General features: G+C 53.7%; 3 protein-coding genes. All 3 read right to left on the bottom strand.

Features of this window, described 5'->3' with window-relative positions:
• Positions 1-1,429: glycosyltransferase family 2 protein (locus tag ABSG49_RS12050; RefSeq protein ID WP_424026379.1), on the bottom strand; the 1,429-nt coding region annotated here is incomplete at its 3' end.
• 436 nt (positions 1,430-1,865) lie between these two features.
• Positions 1,866-2,783 carry a glycosyltransferase family A protein gene (locus ABSG49_RS12045; RefSeq protein ID WP_424026378.1) on the bottom strand — a complete coding sequence of 306 codons (918 nt, stop codon included), beginning with the start codon at positions 2,781-2,783 and terminating at the stop codon, positions 1,866-1,868.
• A 16-nt stretch (positions 2,784-2,799) separates the two neighbouring features.
• The coding region (locus ABSG49_RS12040; protein WP_424026377.1) for a UDP-N-acetylglucosamine 2-epimerase at positions 2,800-3,358 on the bottom strand (559 nt) is incomplete at its 5' end.

Here is a 3,358-nt window from a genome sequence, read left to right as displayed (position 1 = left end):
GTGGAAATCCGTCGCGGGTGAACGTGACACCCGCGTGCTGAATAGTTCCGTCCTCGAAATAGAGCTTTGCGCCTACGACGCCTATGGCCTTCCGCTGGGAAAACTCGAGCATTGCCGAGAGCCATTCGGCGGAGATAACCTCCGTGTCATCGTTGAGGATCAGAAGATGCTCCCCTTGCGCGTGACGGGCACCGAGATTGATTTTTGCCGAGAAATTGAATTTATCCCTGAAGGGGACCAATTTGCCTTTACTATCCTTTATCAAGCGCAGGGTGGACCGATCGAGGTTATTGTCATGGACCACGATGATTTCATAGTTCTTGTAGACGGATTTATTGCATAGGCTTGTGATGCAGTTGGACAACAGGTCCGTATTGACGCCCCGGATCTTTGCCTTTCTTCCTCCCGCCGGGATAATGATCGAGACGAGTGGATTTTTCGCTATCTCGTACCGAACGTCAAGGAGACCCGGGTAGGGGCTCTCAGTAACGGTACCCCCTATTCCCACACGCTGGAAGTGGCCCTTCAGGCAGTCTACCGCATTTCCGGTATGACCCGAACCTTCATCCTCCATGACATAACGGTGGTACAGGACCTTGGGGATATGGGCGATTTTCTGTGTCAGCTCGCTGAATCTCAGCGCAAGGTCATAATCGATGGCGAGTTTATCCGTCTCTTTGAGCCAGCTTGTCTTTCTCACGATGCTTGTCCTGTAGCAGGTGAGAGAGGAGATGTAGGGAAAGGACTCCAGGTACTCGGGCGACCAGTCCGGCTTAAAGAACGGCTGGAATCTGTTGTTTTGCGCATCTATCCTGTCTTCGTCACTATAAAGCGCGTCTGCATCGGGGTGGTTGCTCAGAAAAAGCGCATATTCCCCTAGCGCCTCCGGCGCCAATACTGCGTCAGAATGCACCGTACAGATGAAATCGCCTGTTACCCGCGACTCGATGTCGAAAGCCTGCTTTTGCCGGTTCCCGTAGAGCACCTTGATCCGCGGACTGACATCCCTGAATTCTTCAAGCAATGTCTCGACCGGATATGGAGCGACATCGGGCATCACGAGGCAGAGCTCCCATAAGGGATATACCTGGCTCGCAATTGATCGGATGCATCTTCGCAAGGACTGTCCATCGGGATCCGAAATGGGGACCAGCAGGGAGAAAACGGGCTTATATGGCAGCCTTGTGCATTTGGCCCTCAGCTCGTTCAGCTCGGCCTCTTGCGGCGTATTCTGCAATACCCAAAAGCGATAGTTATCCCGGCGGTCTACCTGCGATTCTACAAACCTGCCAAGCCTGATGCGCAGCTCCGGGAAGCCGCCGGCTCTGAAAATGGCAAGGACCTGCAGGAACATTGCACGGAGAGGAAGGCGCGAGGAGGCATTGTGGCCGACGATAAATCGAAAGACTGCGGCAGCCAGTATTTCCAATCTGGATACCCTGTTCAATACGACGTCTCTTATCGAGAATGGGAGGGAAGTCCCAGAAGGAACTATTCTTGCCTGCAACGTACCCTCATCGAGCAGGAGATACGCCGAGAGGCATTTTTCCTCAGAATCGACGAAGCCGATGCTAAAGTCACTCTCGTGTGTCTCGGGTCCGGGCATACGGGCAAAGAGCTTGAATTCGGCCGATTCTTGTGCCCATGTCCTGCACTTTATCTTCACCCAACCCGAAGGCAGCGGGCCTTGAAGAAGGAAATGGGACTCCGGTCCGGTTACCCGCCATCCGCTCTTGCCGTCGTCAGCAACTTGTTCGAGACCGGCCGATGGCGCCAGTAATGGTTTATATCGCCTGCGAAATAGCATTTTTTCTTAACCTGCTTATGTTTTCGAAATGAGTAAACGTTTCAACCTGACCCCCGGTCTATCCGGTTGACCGTGGTGGCCTTCTTCGCAGGACTCGGCCCCATGCCCCGATCAATGCCGCCGCTGTTCTTAAAGGTTGGGTGACACGCCACGACATCGAGTTAGTCGTCTCGGTATATGCGTTCTTTGTGGCGAGATACGCATTTTTCATCTCCAGATACGCATTTTTCATCTCCAGATATTCATCCCTGGCCAGCCAGGTTTCCAGGAGCGGCTTTGCCCAGAGCAGCATGTTCTGACTATAGAGATCCTTATGGTTTCCCATCATCTTGAGATGCATGGTGGCCTTGTCTTCGTTCGTCATCCTGCTCGTCCTGGATCGGTCTTTTACTCGGTAGAAGAAGAGGACCTCGGGGATCATGTATACTTCCCGTCCAAGGTCGATGAGAGAGAGCGACAAGTCCCAGTCTTCGTACCCGCTCGTCATGTTGGTGTTGTATCCACCCACCTTTTCCAGGTCGGCTTTTCTCATTAAGGCGGAGCAAAAAATCATGTTCTGGAGGAGAATGCGTTCGAAAGAATATTCTGGTAAATCCCACATACCCGTTTGCTCGCCGAACAGTACGGCCCTGCAGTACACTATTCCTATATCATCGTCACTCTCCATCACACGTATAGCCTTTTCGATATATGTTTCATGTATCCTGTCGTCGGCATCGAGGGGCAGGATAAACTCGCCGCTTGCCTGCCCAACGGCGAGATTGCGGGCAGTTGCTACGCCCTCATGTGACTTGAAGATCACCCGGATTGAAGGTTGTTTGTAGGTCTGAAGCCTTTCCCTCGTCTCGCCGTCCGAGCCGTCGTCAACTATGATGATCTCGACGTCGCGGTAGGTCTGGCGAAGGACGGAATTTACAGCCTCGTCAATGAAGGCGCCATCGTTAAAGCAGGGGATTATGACGGAAACTCTGGGCATGATTGTAATGTCCCGCTCAGCGCCTGTATGCGAGGACTATCTTTGTCACCGTCTCGCTTACGTTTGTCATGACATATTCCGAAGGCGGCGTCCAAGAACCGGCCGCATTAACCACCGTCTCGACGCATCTCAGGATCGAGTCCGGCTCAGCCCCGCTCAGCATATTGCTTCCACACTCGATGGTTTCCGGTCTTTCAGTGACATCCCGGAGCGTCACGTTGGGGACGCCGAAGATGCAGCATTCCTCCTGGACCGTGCCGCTGTCGGAGAGGACGCAAGATGCGTTGCGCTCCAGATGGATGAAATCGAAAAACCCGAAGGGGGGTAGGAAGCGGAGCCGGCTGTCCCGCAGGTCCACGCCAAAGGAATCGACCCTGTTCCTCGTTCGGGGATGGGTGCTGACGATGATGGGCAGGCCGTACTTCTGCTCAAGGAGGTCGAGGCCCGCAAGGAACTTCCTCAGACGCTCCTCGATGTCGACGTTTTCCGCCCGATGCAGGGTGACGAGGAAATATGCGCGTTTTTTTAAGCCAAGCTCCGCAAGGATTTGGGATGCCTCGATCTGGGCGTCATAA

Source organism: Methanoregula sp., from assembly GCF_049510175.1.
GTDB lineage: Archaea > Halobacteriota > Methanomicrobia > Methanomicrobiales > Methanospirillaceae > Methanoregula.
Note: the sequence above shows the minus strand (reverse complement) of the source record. Positions and strands in the feature narration are given on the sequence as shown.

Bases quoted from the DNA above. Each gene is read 5' to 3' on its own strand.
- ABSG49_RS12045 (WP_424026378.1), bottom strand. From the start codon at position 2,783: ATGCCCAGAGTTTCCGTCATAATCCCCTGCTTTAACGATGGCGCCTTC.